19 protein-coding genes, 6 tRNA genes and 2 riboswitches are annotated in these 20,726 nt (G+C 39.2%); of the genes, 19 read left to right on the forward strand and 6 right to left on the reverse strand.

The annotated features are described in order from the left end of the window. Positions 1 to 162: 162 nt before the first annotated feature. The 14 genes from PP176A_RS09605 to PP176A_RS09670 all read left to right on the forward strand — a co-directional run bounded on the left by PP176A_RS09605 (position 163) and on the right by PP176A_RS09670 (position 9,058). Positions 163 to 236, forward strand: a tRNA-Gly gene (locus tag PP176A_RS09605). A gap of 12 nt (positions 237 to 248) precedes the next feature. Then, positions 249 to 325, forward strand: a tRNA-Arg gene (locus PP176A_RS09610). A 13-nt stretch (positions 326 to 338) separates the two neighbouring features. Further along, positions 339 to 415, forward strand: a tRNA-His gene (locus PP176A_RS09615). 22 nt (positions 416 to 437) lie between these two features. Further along, positions 438 to 510: transfer RNA gene (locus PP176A_RS09620), tRNA-Lys, on the forward strand. Positions 511 to 520: 10 nt separating this feature from the next. After that, positions 521 to 604: transfer RNA gene (locus PP176A_RS09625), tRNA-Leu, on the forward strand. Positions 605 to 615: 11 nt separating this feature from the next. Beyond that, positions 616 to 730, forward strand: a riboswitch (TPP riboswitch). Positions 731 to 784: 54 nt separating this feature from the next. Then, positions 785 to 900, forward strand: a riboswitch (TPP riboswitch). 80 nt (positions 901 to 980) lie between these two features. Continuing rightward, a complete protein-coding gene (gene thiC / locus PP176A_RS09630; protein WP_071140262.1) occupies positions 981 to 2,282 on the forward strand; it encodes a phosphomethylpyrimidine synthase ThiC in 1,302 nt (433 codons plus the stop codon). Between the two features lie 49 nt (positions 2,283 to 2,331). Then, complete coding sequence (gene thiM / locus PP176A_RS09635) at positions 2,332 to 3,168, forward strand: hydroxyethylthiazole kinase (protein ID WP_071140263.1); 837 nt, start codon at positions 2,332 to 2,334, stop codon at positions 3,166 to 3,168. A gap of 3 nt (positions 3,169 to 3,171) precedes the next feature. Next, entirely contained in the window at positions 3,172 to 3,483 is a 312-nt protein-coding gene (locus PP176A_RS09640) for a thiamine-binding protein (protein ID WP_071140264.1), read from the forward strand. Beyond that, a complete protein-coding gene (locus PP176A_RS09645) occupies positions 3,473 to 4,186 on the forward strand; it encodes a thiamine phosphate synthase (protein WP_071140265.1) in 714 nt (237 codons plus the stop codon). Before PP176A_RS09640 ends, PP176A_RS09645 begins: the two co-directional genes overlap by 11 nt. Positions 4,187 to 4,512: 326 nt before the next feature. Then, a complete protein-coding gene (locus PP176A_RS09650) occupies positions 4,513 to 4,971 on the forward strand; it encodes a hypothetical protein (RefSeq protein ID WP_071140266.1) in 459 nt (152 codons plus the stop codon). 158 nt (positions 4,972 to 5,129) lie between these two features. Then, positions 5,130 to 5,579, forward strand: a complete 450-nt coding sequence (locus tag PP176A_RS09655) for a MarR family winged helix-turn-helix transcriptional regulator (RefSeq protein WP_071140267.1) — start codon at positions 5,130 to 5,132, stop codon at positions 5,577 to 5,579. 49 nt (positions 5,580 to 5,628) lie between these two features. Next, positions 5,629 to 7,149, forward strand: coding sequence for a DUF1538 domain-containing protein (locus PP176A_RS09660; protein ID WP_071140268.1), 1,521 nt, complete (start codon positions 5,629 to 5,631; stop codon positions 7,147 to 7,149). A gap of 4 nt (positions 7,150 to 7,153) precedes the next feature. Next, on the forward strand, positions 7,154 to 7,849 hold the full coding sequence (locus PP176A_RS09665; protein WP_071140269.1) for a P-II family nitrogen regulator: 696 nt from the start codon (positions 7,154 to 7,156) through the stop codon (positions 7,847 to 7,849). A gap of 261 nt (positions 7,850 to 8,110) precedes the next feature. Further along, on the forward strand, positions 8,111 to 9,058 hold the full coding sequence (locus tag PP176A_RS09670) for an exosporium glycoprotein BclB-related protein (protein ID WP_071140270.1): 948 nt from the start codon (positions 8,111 to 8,113) through the stop codon (positions 9,056 to 9,058). 239 nt (positions 9,059 to 9,297) lie between these two features. Here the strand turns inward: PP176A_RS09670 and dcd are convergent, their stop codons facing one another. The 4 genes from dcd to PP176A_RS09690 all read right to left on the reverse strand — a co-directional run bounded on the left by dcd (position 9,298) and on the right by PP176A_RS09690 (position 12,163). Beyond that, positions 9,298 to 9,837: a dCTP deaminase gene (dcd, locus tag PP176A_RS09675; protein WP_071140271.1), complete on the reverse strand. Its 540-nt coding sequence runs from the start codon at positions 9,835 to 9,837 to the stop codon at positions 9,298 to 9,300. A 237-nt stretch (positions 9,838 to 10,074) separates the two neighbouring features. Then, the gene (locus PP176A_RS09680; RefSeq protein ID WP_071140272.1) at positions 10,075 to 11,592 is read right to left on the reverse strand and encodes a hypothetical protein; all 1,518 of its coding nucleotides are present in this window, start codon (positions 11,590 to 11,592) and stop codon (positions 10,075 to 10,077) included. A gap of 179 nt (positions 11,593 to 11,771) precedes the next feature. Then, a tRNA-Arg gene (locus PP176A_RS09685) sits at positions 11,772 to 11,847 on the reverse strand. Between the two features lie 52 nt (positions 11,848 to 11,899). Continuing rightward, positions 11,900 to 12,163 (reverse strand): hypothetical protein, encoded by a 264-nt coding sequence (locus PP176A_RS09690; protein WP_200796117.1) that lies wholly within the window; start codon positions 12,161 to 12,163, stop codon positions 11,900 to 11,902. A 356-nt stretch (positions 12,164 to 12,519) separates the two neighbouring features. On the opposite strand from PP176A_RS09690, the gene PP176A_RS16235 reads away from it, so the two are divergent. From PP176A_RS16235 to PP176A_RS09700, 3 genes are all read left to right on the forward strand, one after another. After that, a complete protein-coding gene (locus tag PP176A_RS16235; protein ID WP_159429057.1) occupies positions 12,520 to 12,672 on the forward strand; it encodes a hypothetical protein in 153 nt (50 codons plus the stop codon). A gap of 427 nt (positions 12,673 to 13,099) precedes the next feature. Beyond that, positions 13,100 to 13,717: a helix-turn-helix domain-containing protein gene (locus PP176A_RS16525; protein WP_071140274.1), complete on the forward strand. Its 618-nt coding sequence runs from the start codon at positions 13,100 to 13,102 to the stop codon at positions 13,715 to 13,717. A 341-nt stretch (positions 13,718 to 14,058) separates the two neighbouring features. Beyond that, the gene (locus PP176A_RS09700; protein WP_071140275.1) at positions 14,059 to 14,361 is read left to right on the forward strand and encodes a hypothetical protein; all 303 of its coding nucleotides are present in this window, start codon (positions 14,059 to 14,061) and stop codon (positions 14,359 to 14,361) included. A gap of 83 nt (positions 14,362 to 14,444) precedes the next feature. Here PP176A_RS09700 and PP176A_RS09705 read toward each other — a convergent pair whose 3' ends face one another. Beyond that, the gene (locus PP176A_RS09705; protein ID WP_071140276.1) at positions 14,445 to 15,809 is read right to left on the reverse strand and encodes a sigma-54 interaction domain-containing protein; all 1,365 of its coding nucleotides are present in this window, start codon (positions 15,807 to 15,809) and stop codon (positions 14,445 to 14,447) included. A gap of 335 nt (positions 15,810 to 16,144) precedes the next feature. Between PP176A_RS09705 and PP176A_RS09710 the strand changes: the two genes are divergently transcribed. Together PP176A_RS09710 and PP176A_RS09715 are read left to right on the forward strand one after the other, a co-directional pair. After that, positions 16,145 to 17,509 carry an amino acid permease gene (locus tag PP176A_RS09710; RefSeq protein WP_071140277.1) on the forward strand — a complete coding sequence of 455 codons (1,365 nt, stop codon included), beginning with the start codon at positions 16,145 to 16,147 and terminating at the stop codon, positions 17,507 to 17,509. A gap of 63 nt (positions 17,510 to 17,572) precedes the next feature. Then, on the forward strand, positions 17,573 to 18,475 hold the full coding sequence (locus PP176A_RS09715) for an agmatinase family protein (protein ID WP_071140278.1): 903 nt from the start codon (positions 17,573 to 17,575) through the stop codon (positions 18,473 to 18,475). A gap of 81 nt (positions 18,476 to 18,556) precedes the next feature. Here the strand turns inward: PP176A_RS09715 and feoB are convergent, their stop codons facing one another. Next, positions 18,557 to 20,719 carry a ferrous iron transport protein B gene (gene feoB, locus PP176A_RS09720; protein ID WP_071140279.1) on the reverse strand — a complete coding sequence of 721 codons (2,163 nt, stop codon included), beginning with the start codon at positions 20,717 to 20,719 and terminating at the stop codon, positions 18,557 to 18,559. Positions 20,720 to 20,726 lie beyond the last annotated feature (7 nt).

A 20,726-nucleotide genomic window follows, 5' to 3' on the forward strand; every position in this document is an offset into this window, starting at 1 on the left:
GCAATTGTAGAAATCGGAGATAAAATAAAGGCAGATATTATAGAAATTTGATTTTGACGTATTGACAAGGATATTTTTATCTGTTATAATCATATAATGTTAGCAGAAAGGGTCACAGTGTGACAGTGAATTGTGTCAGCGAGAAAGGATTTATGAGTCCTTGCGGGTGTAGCTCAATGGTAGAGTACTGGCTTCCCAAGCCAGTTACGAGGGTTCGATTCCCTTCACCCGCTCCAAATGTTAATTTTGCACCTATAGCTCAGGTGGATAGAGCAACGGACTTCTAATCCGTGTGCCGGGGGTTCGAATCCTCCTAGGTGCACCATTTTTTTGTTGTGGTGGGTATAGCCTAGCTGGTTAGGGCGCCAGATTGTGGCTCTGGAGGCCATGGGTTCGAATCCCATTACCCACCCCAAGATAATTATAATAATAAAAATGACTCATTAGCTCAGGTGGTAGAGCACCTGACTTTTAATCAGGGTGTCCGGAGTTCGAGTCTCCGATGGGTCACTACTTTTATGCGGGAATGGCGGAATTGGCAGACGCGCTAGACTTAGGATCTAGTGTCATTGACGTGGGGGTTCAAGTCCTCTTTCCCGCACCAAACAATTGCAGATTATATTGCGGGGGAACTATATGGGCTGCGGTCCACATGAGTTGAGAAGGTTAAAACCTGACCCTTTGAACCTGTCAGTTAATACTGGCGAAGGGAAGCAAATTGTTACATGAAATGATTAAGGTGCTTTTCTTATAGAAGGAGGCACTTTTTTATTATATAAAACCGAATATGTTGCGGGGGGACTAAGCGGGCTGAAGTCCGTATTAAGTTGAGAAGGTTAAAACCTGACCCTTTGAACCTGTTAGTTAATACTGACGTAGGGAAGCGGAATTTGATAAGAAAGATGTTTGCTGAAATCGGTGAACGTCTTTTTTTATGACTCCTACCGCAACGACGGACTAAAGAAAGGAGTCTATTCAGAATGAATTATAAAACACAGATGGAAGCGGCCAGAAAAGGTATTGTCACAAAGGAACTTTCGCGAGTTGCTAAAGATGAAGGTTTTACAGAGCAGGAACTTTTAGCTCTTGTAGCATCGGGTCGGATTGTGATTCCGGCGAACATCCGCCATAAATCGCTACACCCTTACGGGATCGGCGAAGGTCTGCGGACGAAAGTCAACGTTAATCTCGGTATATCAGGTGATTGCGCAGATTATCATGCGGAAATGGAGAAGGTAAGGCTGGCAGAGAAATTCGGTGCGGAATCAATTATGGATTTGAGTAATTATGGAAAGACACGGGAATTCCGTAAAAAATTGATTGAAATTTCTCTGGCGATGATCGGTACCGTCCCTATTTACGATGCCATTGGGTATCTCGAAAAAGATCTGAAGGAAATCACAGCACAGGATTTTCTGAGAGTCATACGTTCCCATGCGGAGGAAGGGGTGGATTTTATGACCATTCATGCGGGTATCAACCGTCGGGTCATGGAAATTTTCCTGCGCGAAAGGCGGCAGATGAATATTGTTTCACGCGGTGGTTCTCTGATTTTTGCGTGGATGAAGATGACGGGGAATGAAAACCCTTTTTATGAGTATTATGACGAACTGCTCGATATCCTGCGGGAACACGACGTAACCGTTAGCCTTGGCGACGCGCTCCGCCCTGGAAGTATTGCGGATTCGACGGATGCTTCTCAGATTGCCGAGCTCACGGAAATAGGAAATTTGACAGAACGTGCCTGGAAGCAGGATGTGCAGGTTTTGGTTGAAGGTCCGGGCCACATGGCTATGGATGAAATTGCGGCCAACATGAAGATTGAAAAACGGATTTGCCACGGCGCACCTTTTTATGTGTTGGGGCCCCTTGTCACCGATATAGCGCCCGGCTATGACCATATTACGTCGGCTATCGGCGGGGCCATCGCGGCGGCAAACGGTGCAGATTTTTTGTGCTACGTGACCCCAGCAGAACATTTGCGCCTTCCAGACCTCAGTGATGTTAAAGAGGGAATTATTGCTTCCAAAATTGCAGCACATGCGGCGGATATTGCCAAGGGCGTGAAGAATGCACGGATGGCGGATTTCCAGATCAGTGAAGCTCGTCGGAAACTGGAATGGGAGGATATTTTTAAACTCTCTCTGGACGGAGAGAAGGCGAAAGAATATTACGAAAGCATTCCGCCGGAAGACCGGCATAGTTGTTCCATGTGCGGCAAAATGTGTGCAGTACGCACCATGAACCGAATACTGGACGGACTGGATACGAAGCTGAGATGATATCATTAGACTTGATTTGGGGAATACCAGTGGAAGGAGGAATATAAAAATGATTAGTAAGGAAGATATTAAAAACCGAATGATTCAAGCAGTTGAAACCGTAAAGCGGACAAATCCTATGGCAGGATCCATCACGAATTCAGTAACTATTAATTTTGTGGCTAATGCTCAGCTCGCTGTCGGAGGGTCCGCCGCTATGGTTTACCTGCCTGATGAGGGAGAATTTTTGGCGGAAGCCGGCGGCGCCACCTATATAAATGTCGGTACTCTCTTGCCGATTTATGAGCAGACTCTGCCATGTACAGTCAAAGCCCTGTATGATGCTGGAAAACCATGGGTTCTGGATCCGGTCGCAATCGGAATCGGATTACTTAGGACTCAACTGTTACGGCAGTTTAAGGAGTATAAACCAAATGTAATCAGAGGGAATGCTTCGGAAATTATTGCGTTGGCCGGTTTATGGGGATTAGAGGGCGGTACAGCTCAATCCAATGTCCGCGGCGTTGATTCTACGGATTCGGTAACCGACGCAGAGATTGCTGCTGTTGCACTGGCGAAGTGGACAGGCGGGGCTGTGGCCGTATCCGGTAAAACGGATTTGATAACGGATGGTTCCATTGCAGCCTTTTCCTATGGAGGATCTTACTTTATGGAGAAAATTACCGGGTCAGGTTGTTCATTGGGTGGCGTCGTCGCAGTATATGCAACATCTGCTTCACCATTTATTGCAGCACTTACTGCCACTGCGGCGTACAATTTGGCGGCGAGCCGTGCTGAAAGTAAAGCGGATGGTCCAGGAAGTTTTCAGATTGCGTTCATCGACGAATTATATAAAGCCACTGCGGCTGATATTGCAAATAACCCATTTGAAATTAAGGAGGTTTAATCGATGAATGTACTGATTGCAGTAGCCATTGCACCATGCGGTGTAGGTAATGAGCTCGCGCCGGAAGTAGCCGAAGTCGTGAAAGTGATTCGTGAATCGGGTTTACCTAATCGCACAACTTCCATGTTTACGGAAATTGAAGGTGAGTGGGATGAAGTGATGAAGGTCATAAAAGATGCGACATTTGTACTCGCAGGCAAAGGTATCCGCACAGAAGTCGTTCTGAAGGCCGATATACGCCCAGGCTGTACAAACATGATAAATACAAAAGTTGATAAAATAAACGGTATTTTGGGAGGTAAAAATGAGCATTAGAGAAAAATTAGACATTTCAGCATATCTGGTAGTGGGACCGGAGAACACAAAAGGTCGAGACGTTGCAGAAATTATTAAAGATGCAGTAGAGGTTGGGTTCTCCTGTGTACAAATTCGTTCAAAGATTGCTTCGGCACGTGAACTGATTGAATTAACCCGTCAGGCTTCTAATGTAATTGCGCAAGCCGGTAAATCGGACAAAGTTGCACTGCTCGTGGACGACCGCCTTGACGTTGTACTGGCAGCGAGAAAGCAGGGGATAAAAGTGGATGGAATCCATGTCGGACAATCGGATATCCCGGTGGAAGTCTGCCGGGAATATTTAGGCGGCAATTCCATCGTTGGTCTATCAGCCAGAACACATGAATTATTTGAGTATATTAAAACTGCAGATGTCAGTCAAATCGACTATTTTGGTGCTGGACCGTTGCATGAAACAAAAACAAAACCGGACTGTGGGCTTGATTTAGATGGGAAAGTAATTACCAGAAGTTTTGACGATATTGCGGAACTTGCCAGACTCAGCCCGATTCCGGTTGTAGTGGGCGGAGGTGTCAAGCTTGCCGATATACCTGAGCTTGCTGGAACCGGAATCGACGGTTTCTTTGTGGTGTCTGCGGTGTGTGGAGCCGATAACCCTAAGTCAGAAGCTGCCAAGCTGGTTGAGACTTGGAATTCCGAAAGGTTTAAATTGAGCAGATAACATATAAAAAAACAAACCTATTTTTATGTTATTAAAAGTAGGTTTGTTTTTTTATGTCTACAAATTTTTATTTTATATGGGATTTTATTGAGGATCGGTTTCGTTGACGTATGATGGTCCTTCCTATATATAGATAAAAAACTAATTGCAAAATACATATCACCGGAGGAGGCTGCTTTGTGTTTCTGTCATTTTGAATGGGCAAAGAGCGGAGATTTATTTTTTTATAGATTTATGATATGCTAATATAGGAAAAACAGGATTATTATGCAGTTTTTGTTCGATAAACATATTTCGATTATTTATATAATGAGGAGATGAAAGAGATGAAAAATTATGTATTTGGATTTTCACTAACAGGCCTTATATTGTATGTATTGCAATTGTTCCCCAACATTATATGGATGCTCATACCGCCGGCTAACAATGTGCTTGTGAAGAATTCTTCACTGTATCCAATATTTAATATTATAGAGCAGGTTTTTGGAATCATGACAGTTGCTCTATTGATTTTGATATTAAATAAAAAGGGTGAGAAAAACAGTGGCATTTATATTGGATTGGCGATTATATTTTTGGCAGGGTATTATATCTCATGGATTTTTTACTATCAGGGGGTAGTATCTCCTTGGCTTCTTATCATAGGGCTTGCCGCCATGCCGCCTTTGTATTTTTTATTTGTTGGACTCTGGATGAAAAATTACATTGTCATACTTCCATGTATTATTTTTGAAATTGCACATATTGCAATCACATGTTCTAATTATTTAAATCTGTACAGATAATAATGGCAATTATATTTATGTTACGGTGGAAAGATACTACGAACAAAAGGGAAAATAAAAATTTTTGTGGTTAATGTTGACAATAATATATTTAAATCATATAATATTTAATATAAATATGATTTAAAAAACATATAAATTTAATGAGGAGGATTATTGTGCTCGAAGAAGAGTTTAAAGATGAAATATGGGATATTCTTCACGTTGTTAAGGTTGGAGCAGAGAAAGTACTGCATCCTATTGTGCAACCTGAAGGACTAACGGTGATCCAGACATATGTCCTTTTTGCTGTCCAAAAATATGAAATTATAACTGTAGGAAATTTATCAAAAATTTTTGAAATCAATCAGGGAAATGTTTCTACCACATGTAAAAAGCTTGAAAGATTAGGATTTATATATCGAGTTCGGCAGAGTGAAGATGAACGTATAGTTTCTTTATCTTTGACAGAGCATGGAAGACAAGCACTGAAAAATATAAGAGAAAGAGCAAAAAAATATGATCCTATTTTACGAACCATACCAAAGGAAAAATTCCAAGTGATTTTAAATGGTTTTTCTGAGCTTAATGAACTTTTTAAACTTTTAGGTACTGTTGAGGTGAAATGATGTTTTTATGTAGTATGAAATATAAATCAAAGATTTGAGGGGGCGAGAAATGAAAAGAAATCTGAAAGCAAAAGTAAAAGAAGCATTGTTATCTGTGCTACCTATAACTATAATTGTTCTTTTTTTAAGTATTACAATTATTCCTATGCCAGTTGGTACCACATTGTTGTTTTTATCCGGTGCTGTATTGCTTATTATTGGAATGGGATTTTTTTCATTGGGTGCAGATATGGCTATGATTCCAATGGGTGATGGCCTTGGAATTGAACTGGGTAAATCTCAAAAAATTTTTCTTATGACAATAGTTAGCTTTATTCTGGGTTTTTTAATTACTGTTGCCGAACCTGATTTACAGGTTTTAGCTCACCAGGTTCCTTCCATTCCTGATAATGTACTGATCTTTACAATAGCCTTTGGCGTGGGAATCTTTTTAGCGATTGCGGTATTACGCACATTTTATAAAATTAGTTTCTCATATATGCTTATCTTTTTTTATTCTCTTGTTTTTATTCTATCGATATTTGTGCCTAAAGATTTTATTGCTATGGCTTTTGATAGCGGTGGAGTTACTACGGGCCCGATTACCGTTCCTTTTATTATGACATTTGGAGTGGGAATGGCTTCAATACGAAGTTATAGAGATTCACAGGACGATAGTTTCGGCATGGTTGCTCTTTGTAGCATCGGACCAATTTTAGCTGTCCTTATCTTAGGTATATGTTATAATCCAACCACTACCGATTATACATCTGCTGTAATTCCTGATGTTTTTACAATGCAAGATGTAGCACGGCAGTTCTTGATTGGTATTCCTATATACTTCAGAGAAGTCTCAATTGCCCTTTTTCCTATCATTTTGTTCTTTGCTGTTTTTCAATTAATTTCCAGAAGATATAAGAAACGTCAGTTGATAAAAATTGGAGTAGGACTGATTTATACCCTTGTTGGTCTGGTTTTATTTTTGACCGGAGTAAATGTAGGATTCTTGCCTGCAGGTCATTACATAGGTTCGGAGATTGCTGCATCTGCATATAAATTGCTGCTGATTCCTTTAGGAATGATAATAGGATATTTTATTGTATCGGCAGAACCGGCTGTACATGTTCTTAATAAACAAGTTGAGATGGTTTCACAGGGAACGATTTCCCAAAAGCTAATGCAACGAAGTCTATCTATAGGAACGTCTATTTCCTTAGCTTTTGCTATGATTAGGGTATTGAGCGGTATATCCATTTTCTGGTTTTTGGTTCCTGGTTATTTCATTGCCATAATATTGACTTTTTGGGTACCAAAAATATTTACGGGAATTGCCTTTGATAGTGGAGGCGTTGCCAGCGGGCCTATGACTGCTACTTTTTTACTTCCTTTTGCCATAGGAGTATGTAAAAGCCTTGGAGGTAACATTATGACAGATGCTTTTGGTATTGTAGCCATGGTTGCTATGACTCCTCTCATTACTATTCAGGTTATGGGCCTTATATATAAAATTAAAATGGAATCATATGATGAGACAAAAAGTGTCGCTATATTAGATACTGAGGATAGCATAATAGACTATGAGGAGGAGTAAAAATATGAATAGAGATGTAAGTAAGGGGATTGTTAAACTTGTCGTGACAATTGTTGATCGTGGTAATGGACAAAAGATTACTGAAATTTGTAATAGAGAACAGCTTCATTTTCATTTTATTTGCTTTGGATGTGGTACAGCGGATTCGGAGATGTTGGATTATTTGGGAATAGGTGAGACTGAAAAAGATGTTGTCATAAGCATGGTACCGGATTCTAAAATACCATTGTTGCTTTCAACTCTTTTAGAAGAGATGCAATTGAAAAGTCCCGGTAAAGGCATATCTTTTACGATGCCGATATCAGGAATTGGTAGCTTGATTTCGAAATTGTTAATGCGGGAAGAACGTATAAAAATAGAAAGTGAAGTGAGAAAAATGGAATGTAATGTAAAATATGCGCTTGTTATAATTGTCGTTAATCGCGGATACAGCGATGTAGTTATGACTGCCGCTAAATCTGTCGGAGTAACTGGAGGGACTATGCTTGATGCGAGAGGGATAGGATATGAGGAAGCAGAAAAGTTTTTAGGAATTTCTATACAATCTGAGAAAAATATTTTAGCTATTCTTTGCAGTCAAAAAGATAAGCATACTATTATGGAAACGATTAATCAAGTTGCCGGTATGAGAACAGAAGCTGGAGGAATTGTGCTTTCTTTGCCTGTAGACAATATAATAGGAATTAATGGCCTTGAGTAATGAATAAACTGAAATCCCATGTAATAGTAAGTTTTAATATCCCCTTTTGTATGTTGATAAGAAATGTGATATAGATGCTCCTTCTATTTGTTGATGATATAAAACTTTTGTGAAAGAAAAAAAGCCGCAATTTACTATCTGTGAGTTGCGGCTTTTTGTTATTGCGTTATTTATTATGACGAGTTTTAACAAAATCTTTAAGAACGAATATATTATAATAGATATACGCATTTGATAATTAATAAGGAGGATTGAACAGTTATGTCAACTAACTGTGATGATTTTATAAAGGTAAAAATTCCCAAAAGTAATTATTGTCATTGGCAATACTATAAGAAATGCTGCTGTAAAGGTCCAACAGGAGCGACCGGCCCAACAGGCCCGACTGGGCCAACGGGACCTGGAGCTGGTAGTACAGGAGCAACAGGAGCAACGGGACCAGTGGGAGCAACAGGAGCAACGGGGCCAGTAGGAGCAACAGGATCAACAGGGGCAACAGGAGCAACAGGATCAACAGGGGCAACAGGAGCGACGGGAGCAACAGGAGCAACGGGAGCGACGGGGGCAACTGGAACAACGGGAGCGACAGGAGCAACGGGTCCAATTGGGGCAACAGGAGCAACGGGTCCAATTGGAGCGACAGGTCCAACAGGAGCAACGGGACCGATAGGTCCAACGGGAAATGATAGTGGAGGCGCCATTATTCCTTTTGCTTCAGGATTTCCTATTTCATTGGAAAGCATAGCCGGAGGGCTTGCAGGAGTACCTACTTTTTTAGGATTCGGGTCATTTGGAAATGGTTTTGGTCCTTTGAGTCCTACAATTGATCTAAGTGGTGCCATAGGGCAGGAAGTAAATTATGCATTTTCTATACCTCGGGATGGATTCATTACATCTGTCGCTGCTTTTTATAGTTCAGCGCTGGGATTAGATATTCCTGGTTCGACGATTACCATTCATGCACAGGTTTATACTTCTATTGTTCCAAATAATGTTTTTAATGCTGTTGCAGGAACTGAGGTGATCTTATCTCCTTCTTTAGGGCCAAATGTTTCTGTTGGAGATATCAGCAGCGGCATAGTTGATGGACTGATGATCCCTGTAACTGCAGAGACTCGATTAATTTTAGTATTCTTTATGACTGCAGAAGGAGAAATACTTGAAAATTTAGTGTTAGGGTATGCAAGCGGAGGGATAGGAATACTATAAACAAAATTACTAAAACAAGTAAATAAAACTTGCCTTATTCAAGTAATGGCAAGTTTTATTTTATTAACTATAAAATAGTTTATAATAGAAGACGATTTCTGACATTACCAATTCATCTTTTGTTGTTTTTTAAGCTGTTTCACTACAATTTAAGTAACGAATGGTATGGACAACAATTTTAATCCATATAATGTGGTTCACGATCTTTCTTTTAAATAATTTTTTTGCTGTAAGTGGGGTTATCTGGATATTTCGGTATCTAAATATATTCTTGACCCTGTTACCCCACGCTGTCCCTGATATTTGCCTCTGTACGGATTAAGAGCATCCTTGTCTAATTGTGCGAAGACCAATTGTCCAATACGGCGTCCGTATTTCAACTCAATTGCACACTTATTGGCATTAAAAAGCTCTAAGGTTATTTCTCCTTCAAAACCGGGGTCAACCCATCCGGCATTTTGAATAAACAATCCCAATCTTCCGATAGAGCTTCTCCCTTCAACAAATGCAGTCATATTATTAGGCAGACGAATATATTCCATGGTTGTTGCTAAAACAAACTGTCCGGGGAGAAGTAAATATTTTTCGGTCTGAATTATCTTATACTGTATTTCTTTTTCTAACTGGAGGATGCCGTCACAGTTGTCTTCTACTATTCCAAATGTGTTTCCTAATCGTATATCAATGCTTGCGGGTTGAATTTGTTGTTCCTCAATCGGAGAAATGTAAAGTTCGCCTGATGCGAGTTGTTTTTTTAAGGTGAAATCGGATATTATCATTATTTCAATACTCCTTTCAGGTATAGGGCCTACTGATATTATGATTTTTTGATCACTATATCACATTTTCAATTATGAATAAATAAATAAATATATATATAACCTCCCATCGACAGGAAACTATATATTTATATGTCATTAGTACAAAATAGATACATTTACAACTTGCCTGATGATTATCAAACAGGGCATGTTTCGTAAACTTCACGTTATGCTTATAATCTTTTAGATTTTGGTTTATAGCAGCTCTGCCATAATATCCCGGCGTGTCTTTTCATAAAATACCACGCGCCACTCCACATCCTCTGTTGGCTCAAAATGCAGCGCAGAGCAGGCGACCCGGAGGTTACCCTGATTGCCATTTCCGAGAACGATAGCGGCAGTCGCGTCCGCACTGCCGATGATACCGATGCAGCAAACATCACCGGTTGCCTGCGGTAGCCTTGGATCGGCGTGCTTTTGCCGGGGCCGGTCGCCCGGCGCGCAATCCACGACCGTAAAGGCTTGATCCGGGAGGTCGGGCGAGAGTATGTAGCTCATCATGGTAAGGTGCCTTGGAAATTCCAGATTTTCCAGATCGGGGCCGTTGAAATGCTCGGAGGGCAGTTCCCGCCGTTCATATTTCCGCACGGTCAGCGTGTGCTTTTTACCCGTGGATGGGTGTGTAAACTCAATTTGCTCACCGGGCAGCGATGCCACAAAGTGCGGCCCCGGTATAGCGACAGGCTCTTGCATTAATATTACACCGAGTGTTTTGATTTGCGGCTTTCGCTTCGTCTTCCAAGGGAACGCACAGCGCCAGATGGCATAACCTTGATCGGGATCAAACCCATAATGCAGCATGACGCTCCACTCCTCAAGGCCGTTGCCCTCCGGCAAGCAGGGGTTCCAGCAGATGCCGCAGCCGTGCGAGCTTGAAAGCTTGGTTCCGTTCAGCACAACCTTCGGATTTATATTGACGGTCAGCGGATTCTCCGCATCAATCTGCATCCGCTGTTCATCGGTAAAGCTGCTTCCATCATTATCAGCAGAGAGCTTCCATTGACACATAAAGGCACGGATACGCTCCGGCGGAACCAGTAGACAAAAATCCACGACCAAGCCCTTGCTACAAGTGTAAATCGCCGGAACAGTCCAGACTCCATCATCCCAGACAAATTGCCTGTTTATGGGAATCTCTTTCCCGGCCTTTTTGCGGCCGTGATGCCCCGAGAAGTCTCCGTCAAAGTAAACCTTCCATTCCGGTATGGGGGGTTCGACGGAAATAATGTCATAGTAATCCTCCGTGTATGGGATGCAGCGGTCATCAAACCCATCCTGCAAGGTTTTGATGTAGGCAAATGGCTGCTCCATAGGTGTAAGGGAAAGCTTTTCCCGGAGGATATGAAGTACTGCCGATTGCTCGTCCGCAGGGACGTTTTCCTGCAGGAATTTATCAAACTGCTCCTGCTCCCAACTCCACGCTTGCTCCAGCGCCGCAGTATGGCCGCAAGCCAGCAAAAGCCTCAGAAAGTCCTTGAAATTTCGTGCCAGCGGATGCACATAGCTGCCGGGGGCGTTCATTGGGCTGACTGCAAATACCATCTCTCCAAAGCCGCGCACAAAGCAAAAATGAATGCCGTCAATACCGTCCCAGCCGATTATCCTCGCACCCTTTGGCGTGCAGAAATAGTTATTTTCACTCTCGCTATGCTCTAAACCAATCAGGGAACCGTCAATATTTAGTTTCAGATATTCTTGATAAATCATTTCCATTACCGCCTCTCATTCTACTCCTACGTATTTTTTAATTAATTGAAATTTACTGCGATTTAGGATTACATAATCGAAACTTCCCATTACTATAATAACCTGAAGTTGAAACATACCTTTTAAATATAGCATAAAATCAGGCTAAACAGATACAATTTTGCATCTATTTAGCCTGATAACCATGGTGCGCCCTGAGGGATTCGAACCCCCGACCAACTGATTCGAAGTCAGTGACTCTATCCACTGAGCTAAGGGCGCAAATATTTCTAATTTCATTATAATATTTTTTGCATGACTCGTCAATTTAGAACTACAAATTAAATTCCATTATTTTTACTACTACTCCATTTATTTTATCGAGTTTTTCTTTTAATTCCTTTATTTTTTCATCTTTTCCTAATATTAAGTCCAAAATTATGATACCTATAGGACTACAAGTTTCACTTTTTGATTCTACATCATGAACTCCTATTCTGGTCTTTATGTAGCAGCCATACTCAGTCAACAATCTCTGTACCTCTAATGCCTCTTCTTCTCTATCTCCCAGTTGAATTCCCATAATAGTTTTTTTCATATTTATAACCACTCCTTTCATTTTGCTTAAAACAAAACATCTATGAAATATATTATCTTAAGCAATTATTTTTTTTATTTATTTTTGTAAAATTAACATAGTTAGCTATAAATTACATAAAGAAATGAATAAAATATACAAAATTTTTTAGAGTTAAAATGTAAAAATTTATTAGTTTTATTATAACAATTTTATCACAAAATATGAATTATTAAAATACTTTTGATAAATTGTAAAATTCGAAGATTTGTATACTAAATCTTCGGACTTTTCCTTTGTCAGCAACAGGAAAATGATATAATATAAAACAGATAAATAGATCAAATTGCAGGCATATCGGGAAGGGGGCAATTGGTATGAAGATATCAGAGTTCAACATAGCCCGTGATCTGAACAGAGTATTAAAATTGTTAAAAGGCGAAGATGAAATTTCAGAGTGCTTCCGAAACGCAGCAGAATCCGATCATGCATCCATATATATTGCTGAAGAGATTCCGAGACATAGGTAGCAGATATGGTTATATAAAATTCAATAAAACTGACAGCAGGCCAAAGGCACCAAAAGGCTATTCAAATGAGAAAGAAATTATGGAAGCGTTCCGCCTTCATGGTATGCTGGAAGAAGAAATGACTCTGTGACGGACTGTTGAGGAACCTACATCTAAACCGAGCAATTGACACATTCTAAAACATTGTACGAATGGTTTGAATCCCATTGGTTTAAGTCGTTTGTACAATGTTTTGGGTTTTATCTAAAGAAGTTGATTTTATTTAACCAACATCCTTGTCTTTATGATAAAATGCTAAAAACAGTTCGAATTATTGATATTTTACGGTGGTGCAACTGTTGGTTGACAAAAAAGAAAGGGCAATTGGTGGAATGGCAACCAGTACTTTTGTTAAAATGACATTACTATAAAGAAGGGAGTGTCAGTTATGAATATAGCAGACAGAATACAATATTTGCGAAAAACAAAAGGTCTTTCACAAGAAGAACTTGCTGAAAAAGTCGGAGTTTCTCGTCAGGCAGTATCAAAGTGGGAAAGTGAACAAAGCATTCCGGATATTGATAAAGTGATAATTATGAGTGAATTCTTTGATGTCACAACGGATTATATTCTTAAGGGAATAGAGACTGAAAAACAGACTGATAAAAAGGCAGTAAATGCAAATGTATTTGTGATTGTTGGAACGGTTTTGAATTTTATTGGACTGCTTGTGGCTAGCGCAGTTTGGTATGAGGAACAAGTGCCGATGGCTGTTGTTATTGGACTTGTTTTTATGGCACTTGGATGTATGGTATTTGGAATAGGCTTATATGGATCTGCCCAGAATACTAAGATGAACGCAAAGCGTAATTTTTGGATGATAAATATCTGGATTATAATATTTATTCCATTGTCATTTGTTTATAATATTTTATTTACAGGTTCAACAGCTCCATACCCACTACTATCAAATCCTTTGATTGCGTTTCCGATTTTTTGGTTAGTTTATTTTACAATTAGTTTAACAGTGGTGTTTACTCAGATAAAAATTAATAGGAGAAAATGAGTATAACAAAAAGTCTTCTATCTGGTATTTAGATCGAGCAAATGAGACAGGATAGAGTCAGAATATCAGCACATAAAGGGTGTTGAGAGTTCTGGCTTTTTTGTTGTACTCTAATATAGAGTATAAAATAGGGCAGGAAGGTTCATTATTTAAATAATAAAACAACCCAGAGGAGAATATAAATAGATTATACTTATAAAAAAATTAAATAATGTTTTTTAAAATGTTTTTGGAAAGAACAATATGTAAATTAGTATGAAGGTATTTGTATCATATAAGAAATAGTAAAAATTTACATATTGTTTATATAAGCAGTTTTACTCAAAAAAGGGGGGAAAAATGTGTATAATGACTTTTTGACAGCAGAGACTTTAGCAACATTTGTTGGGTTAGTAGCAGCAGTAACAATTATTGTCCAGTTTACAAAGAGTATAGTAAAGAAAAAATTTGATGATTCATACGTAAGATTATATAATTTTATAATTTCTCTTATACTTACCTTTGTATTTGCCAGATCCGGTTCTGGATTGGGAGGTATAGTATTAACAGTAATAAATGCCATTCTTATTTCGGTAGCAAGTGCGGGAACCTATGAAATTGTATCAGACCCAAAAGCAGAAAAGGTAAAGATGAGCAAAGGATAATAAAAGAAAGTGAACAAAGGAATATTGAATTATTAGGTAACAGCATAGCCATTTTGGCTATGCTGTTTTGTAGTTGTATCTGGCTAAGCCCTTATTTTATCCAGTATATTGTATTTTTTTAATTTATAATATAAGGTTTGTCTGGGAATACCTAATGCTTTAGCTGTTTGAACTATATTATATTTTTTCATCTTGATTGTTTTGATAAGAATATTTTTTTCATATTCATCTACCAACTGAGAAAGGGGTTTGTTGTCTGAACTGATTAGGTTATTTTTATTTGTATTTGAATATAAAATATATTCAGGAATATGTGATGCCTTTATATATTCTCCTTCGACTAAATTGAATGCACTTTCCAGACAATTTTTCAGTTCCCTTACATTTCCCGGCCAATCATATTCCATAAAGAGAAATTTTACATCTGATTCCAAATCCTTAACATTTTTATTGAATATATGATTAAAGTGTTTGATGAAGTGTTGACAAAGCAATTCTATGTCCTCTTTTCTTTCTCTTAAAGGAAATATTTCCATGCTTACTACGCTTATTCTGTAGAACAGGTCCTGACGAAACTTATTAGACTTTACTAATTTAGATAGTTTTTCATTAGTGGACGATATAATTCTTACATCTATATTTATTTCTTTGTTATCTCCTACTCTTCTTATAGCCCTATTTTCAATTGTTCTTAATAATTTTGATTGCATACTTTGGGGCATTGAATTTATTTCATCCAAATATATTGTACCTCCATTGGCGATTTCAAATAAACCTGCTCTGTTTTCAGAACCGGTAAAACTTCCTTTGACTGACCCGAATAGTATACTTTCTATAAGGGTAGACGGTATTGCGGCACAATTTTGAGTTACAAAAGGTTTCGATGCTCTGTTACTGCAGTTATGAATAGAGTGAGCTATTATTTCCTTTCCAGTTCCTGTTTCTCCGTAGATGAGAATAGTAGAATCGTTTTTCGAAATTTTTTTCATATTTTCAATAGCAGCTTTCATTTGACTATTACCAGTAATAAAATTGTCAAAATTGTATTTTGCGCTGTAATTTAAATACATTTTTTTCTTTTTGGGAGAATCTTTTTCCGGGGAAATATTTGTGGATATTTCTATTGCCCCGATTATTCCCTTGCCGTTTATAAGAGGAAATGCTGAATTTATTGATGAAACTGTGACTTTGTCATCTATTTTAATAAACTGAAACTGGTTTATCAGAGGTTCACCAGAATCTATGACTTTAAATATGGTACTATTTTCTTTAGTTAGCCAAGGATATAATTCAAATATTGATTTTCCGATATTATCCTGATTTCCCGATTCATTATATATGTCGTTAAAATTATTGTAATACATTATTTTACCTGATTCATCGGTTACAATTATTAGGTCTGTATTTTTTAGTGAATTTTTCATATCATCTAAAAATTTTTCGTACATTTTTTCACTCCCAAGTGACCAATTATTATACATATTGTATTATTATATATAATAACATTAAAAATTAAATAGTCAACTAATTTTAAGCATTTTTCCCGTTAATTTTGTAATGGAATGTGGAAACTATTGTTATGGTCAAAAATTATGTCAGATAATTGTACATATTGTTGTTATTAATAAAGGATATATTGCTGAAATACCCAAAACCATATTTGGCATTATAATTGCTAATAAATAATGAAGAGATCTCAATTAAGTTATGAAACCGTTATTATAATAGTTTAAAAACTGTAATTATTTTGATGAATTAAAATTAAGATATGGGAGGAAAACATATGGGCGATAATGGTATAAATAAAAAAGAGAAAGTGGAATTAAAAAAAGAAATAGGGATTGCAGGAGCCGTTTCAATAATTGTGGGGAATATGATAGGTTCAGGCATATATATGACACCTCAGACATTAGCATCGGCATCTAACCCTAAATCAACTATGATAGCTTGGGTTATAACTGCCGTCGGTTCAATACTGGTAGCACTGGTTTTTGCAAGGTTAGGGGAGAAATATCCTGTTAACGGAGGGCCTGTTGTTTATACAAGAGATGCATTTGGAGATTTTGCGGCATTTTTAACTGTGTGGACTTATTGGATTGGAGCATGGATTTGTGATGCAGCCGTAATAACGGGATTTTTAAGTTATTTGTCATTTTTTATACCCATATTAAATCAAAGCAGATTATTGGCATTTTTGGCATCTACTTTAACTTTATGGCTTTTTACCGGCATTAATATAAAAGGTTCAAAGGAAGTAGGAATTGTAGCAGTAATAACTACGGTCTGTAAGATCGTTCCTCTGCTTATATTTATAATAATTGCAGCAATGCATTTTGAACCATCCAATCTATCTACGGTATCAAGTGAAGCTCTTCGCGGGACCAATACAGTTTCTGTTGCTGTGGGAATTACATTATGGGCATTTTTAGGTCTTGATTCTGTTAGTGTTGCAGCAGGAGATATTAAAAATCCGAAGAAAAATGTTAAGAAAGCAACTATTTTAGGTATTATAGGAACTTCAATAATATATATGGGAATTAATTTCTTTGCTATGGGTGCGGTTTCTCAAGGATATCTTGCAAAATCGACGGCTCCTCTTGCTGATGTTATAAATAAGGCAACAGGTTCTTCCTGGGGAGGCGGTTTTGTGGCAATAGGAGCAATAATAGCAACTCTCGGAGCTACGTCAGGATGGATTTTGATAACGGCAAGGGTAGCGTTGTCTGCCGGAGAAGATAATTTATTTCCTGAAGTATTTGGGAAGATAAGCCCTAAAACTCATACGCCGATCAACGCATTAGTAATTAGCGCAATAGCTGCTAATATATTGTTGTTGTTAAACTTTGTAGGAAGTCTTCAGATGGCATACAATTTTATGGTTCTGATAGGAACTTTGGCCTTTCTTCCTGCTTATGCTTTTAGTGCTGTAGGAGAAATAGTGCTTTTGGCAAAGAAATCAGATAAATTTAATTTCGGGATATTCTTAAAAAACAGTTTTATGTCATTGATTGCTTTCATATATGTACTTTATGCAATATACGGAATAGGAGCTAATGCAGTTATGTGGGGCTTTATTTTGATGCTTGCCGGAATTCCTTTCTTTGTATATATGAAAGTCCAAAAAATAAACGAAGCAGATAAAAATTAAGTTAATTATTATTCTATATTTATAGAATTTAAATTATAAAAATCATCTAAGGAGGAAAATATTATGGACAAGAAGAAGAGAAATAAATTTGGAATATTGGGATTGAATTATGACACAGAGGCAGGTTTGGGATGGCCGGGAGCAAGATATGCGCCTGATCAAATAAGAGAATCATTAAAATGGATTTTGAACAGAATAAGAGATAATGAGTTGTTTGATACTGAAAACAATAGACTTATAGATATGTCCAAAGTGGAAATCAAAGATTTCGGAAATCTTTCAAAAATAAGCAGGTATAACCATGAGAAGAGTATGAACGAAACAAAGTTAGAAGTAGATAAGGTTTTTGATCAAGGCTATGTTCCCATACTTTTGGGAGGAGATCATTCCGTAGCTTGGCCGGGAATAAAATCTTTGTACGATCATACTAAAGGAAATATGGGTCTGATTCATTTAGATACTCATCTTGACTTAGTGGAAGATTCTCCGATACAAGGAAAGTATTCGGGAAGCAGCGAGATAAGAAGGACAGCCGAATTGGAGAGAGTCAAAGGGGAAAATATAGTTCAAGTGGGAATCAGAGGTTATAACTATGCAGAACATTACCATTTTATAAAAGACAATAATATCAACGTAATTAATCCCGAATTATTTTTTACTAAAGGAGCAAAATATGTAGCACAAAAATCATTGGAATTGGCTTCAAAGGGAGTTGAAAAGATATACTTTACTTTGGATATAGATGTACTTGATTCAGCCTTTGCGCCTGGTTCGGGAGCTAATGAACCCGGAGGAATCAGCACTTATCAGTTGTTTAAGTTCGTAAAAGAAGTTGCTCCATATGTGGATGCCATTGATATAGTTGAAGTCAATCCTATGACTGATTATCGAAATATGACAAGTACTGTGGCTTCTAAAATAATAATGGATTTTATTGTAGCTAACTATTATGCGCTAATTGAATAAAAAGAAAATCGTTGTAAAATATGCTTAAAATGCCTGAAAGAATGTTTTTTAACATTCTTTCAGGCATTTTTTGGCGACAAACTATGCCAATCCCAATAATCGAATTGTATTGGCAACCAGGAAGCAGACGATAATTCCTGTCACCGTTGGAATGGCAAAGCCAAGGACGGTCCATTTTGCACTCTGGGTTTCTTTCTGAATTGTAAGACATGTCGTACCGCAGGGCCAGTGCAGCAGGGAGAATAGCATGACGCACACGGCGGTAAGCCAAGTCCAGCCGTGAGCGACAAAAAGAGCGTGGAGTTGCGCAAGGTTTTGGTAATCCGTCAGAGTGCCTGTTGCCATATAGCTCATGATGATAATCGGCACCACGATTTCATTTGCGGGAAATCCTAGGATGAATGCCATCAGAATGTAACCGTCAAGCCCCAGAAGTCTGGCGAACGGGTCCAGAAATCCTGCGCACTGTGCGAGAAGACTCATGCCTCCGACATGAAGATTAGCAAGAAGCCAAATTAGCAGACCGGCCGGTGCAGCGACGACAACAGCCCGGCGCAACACGAACAACGTCCGATCGAAGATGGAACGCACAATCACGCGGCCAATCTGCGGACGGCGGTATGGGGGAAGTTCCAGATTAAAGGAGGACGGCATTCCTTTTAAAATTGTTTTAGAAAGTAGTTTGGAAATCAGCATAGTCATGAAGACCCCGAAAATGATTACTGCAGTCAAAGTCACGGCAGATACGGCGGACTGGAATGGACCAGCCACTGCTGCTGCAAAAAACATTGTGATAACGGCGATCAGGGTTGGAAACCTTCCATTGCAGGGAACGAAGTTGTTGGTCAGGATTGCAATCAGGCGTTCCCTTGGGGAATCGATAATACGGCATCCGATCACGCCGCAGGCGTTGCAGCCGAAGCCCATGCACATGGTCAGGGACTGTTTTCCGTGAGCGCCTGCCTTGCGGAAGAAATTGTCGAGATTGAAGGCGACACGCGGCAGATATCCCAAATCCTCCAATAAAGTAAATAAAGGAAAAAAGATTGCCATAGGCGGCAGCATGACGGAAACAACCCAAGCCAAGGTACGGTAGACTCCTTCAACCAGCAGACCCGTGACCCATTCGGGAGCGGAAATCCAATGAAAGAACTCCATCAGCCGATCCTGTACCCAAAACAACCCATCGGCAATCAAGGCGGATGGTACATTTGCCCCTACGATCGTAATCCAGAAGATTCCGAGGAGCATCAGAATCATGATGGGAATACCAGTTGCCTTTGATGTCAGTATCTTATCGATTTTTCGGTCCCGTTCGAAGTACTCCTCCTTTTCATAGACGACTGTTTCCCGGCTGATGTTCTCACAGAGATCGATGATTCGGGTGACGACCCGGTCGCGAAAGGAGTTGCCGGGAATTTCTGATTGTTCCAGAAATTTTGTTGCCTCCAGTAAGCGGGCAGCAACAGCTTCATCCGACAGAAGGTCTTTTCCCAGATAATTCTGCATGGATTCCAGCAGGCTCTTGTCGCCGTCCAGTAGTTTGAGCGAGACCCACCGGCCGTTCAGTTTTCCGTCCAGCGCTTGCTCCACGGCGGGCTGCAGGATGGAAATCACCTGTTCTATTTCCTTGCCGTAAGTAATTTTTAACGGCTCTGTTTGGAGACCGTCCCGTGTTACGGCTTTGACTGCGTCCATCAGGCTTTCGAGTCCTTTTCCGTTCCGTGCGCTTGTGCCGACAACGGGGATTCTTAATTTTTGGGATAGCGTACCGATATCGATTCGTATTTTTTTCTTTTCCGCTTCGTCCAGTAGATTGACGCACAGTACGACGCGTCTGGAGATTTCCATGGCCTGAAGGACCAGATTCAAATTGCGTTCCAGGCAGGTTGCGTCTGCCACGACCACAACGGCGTCCGGATCTCCGAAGCAGATAAAATCACGCGCGATTTCTTCCTCTTCGGAATTTGCCATCAGGGAATAGGTTCCCGGAATATCCACCAGAATGAAATTAGTGTCCTTATAGCGGTATTTTCCCTGAGCATTGGCCACGGTCTTGCCGGGCCAGTTCCCCGTATGCTGGTTCATTCCGGTTAAACTATTAAAAACCGTACTTTTTCCTACATTAGGATTTCCGGCCAATGCTATCACTTTATCGTCTTCTGTTTCTTTTTTAATTTGTAATATACCACTGCTGTTGCAGCTCAATACTTCTGCCCCAGTGGATTCACTTGATAGTCCCATAAAATTT

The organism is Sporanaerobacter sp. PP17-6a (genome assembly GCF_900095615.1).
In the GTDB taxonomy this organism is placed as follows: Bacteria; Bacillota; Clostridia; order Tissierellales; family Acidilutibacteraceae; genus Acidilutibacter; species Acidilutibacter cellobiosedens.